At 64.9% G+C, this 847-nt stretch carries 1 pseudogene; it reads left to right on the top strand.

Features of this window, described 5'->3' with window-relative positions:
• Positions 1-117: 117 nt before the first annotated feature.
• Positions 118-486 (top strand): annotated as a pseudogene (locus PAF17_RS20095) (helix-turn-helix domain-containing protein); the annotation flags it as partial.
• Positions 487-847: the final 361 nt, after the last annotated feature.

Raw genomic sequence — 847 nt, forward strand, 5'->3', positions numbered from 1 at the left:
ATAAATTCTTGTGTCGAAGCCAGATAGGAATGTCTCGAACTGGCAAAGTTGATTTGTCGCCTCGGGTCTGACGGATGACGCTTGCGGCATCGGAAAACGATCACGAGGGACAGCGTCATGGGCTTTCTGCTGATGAGCGCGCGTGAGTTGCAGAAGATCGCGGTTCTGGCGCAGGTGCTGGGTCTGAGCCAGCGCCAGGTTCAGCGGCTTGTGCGCGACGTCCGGGTGGACGGTGCCGTGGCGGTGCGCCACAAGCTGCTTGGGCGAGCGTCCAACAACCGGATCAGCGATCTGAAGCGCGACTACATCCTGTCGCTGATCCGCAGCGACTACCCGGCTTTCGGGCCCACGCTGGCGGCCGAGAAGCTGGCCGAGCGGCACGGCATCCGCGTCTCGTCCGAGAGCCTGCGGCAGTGGATGATGGCTGCGGGCCTGTGGCAGAGCCGGACACAGCGGCGGCAGGTCCATCAGCCCCGACTGCAGCGCGCGCCACAACCTGCGCTTTGGCCATCCCCCTGCCCGGCCCGAGAACCTGCATCGACCGGTCAATCTGCCCGCCTCGCGGCTCAACGACATCCTCTGCATCCGCGATCAGCGGCAGGTCGGCGCGAGCCTCATCGTCCATTCCGAGCACCGGAAGTTCCTTCTCGACGACAGTGAACGTGCCCGCAGCGCCATCGGACGCCATGTCGAGACCTATGCCTTTCCCGACCGGCCCTTCGAGATCCGCTGGAAGGGCGTCCTGCTGCCCTACCGCATCTTCGATCCGGCCCAGCAGCGCGTCACCCATGCCGCGATCAGCGAGAACAAGCGCCACGGCGACGTGCGGGCATTCATCAAGGCGCAG

Source organism: Paracoccus onchidii (assembly GCF_028294535.1).
In the GTDB taxonomy this organism is placed as follows: domain Bacteria; phylum Pseudomonadota; class Alphaproteobacteria; order Rhodobacterales; family Rhodobacteraceae; genus Paracoccus; species Paracoccus onchidii.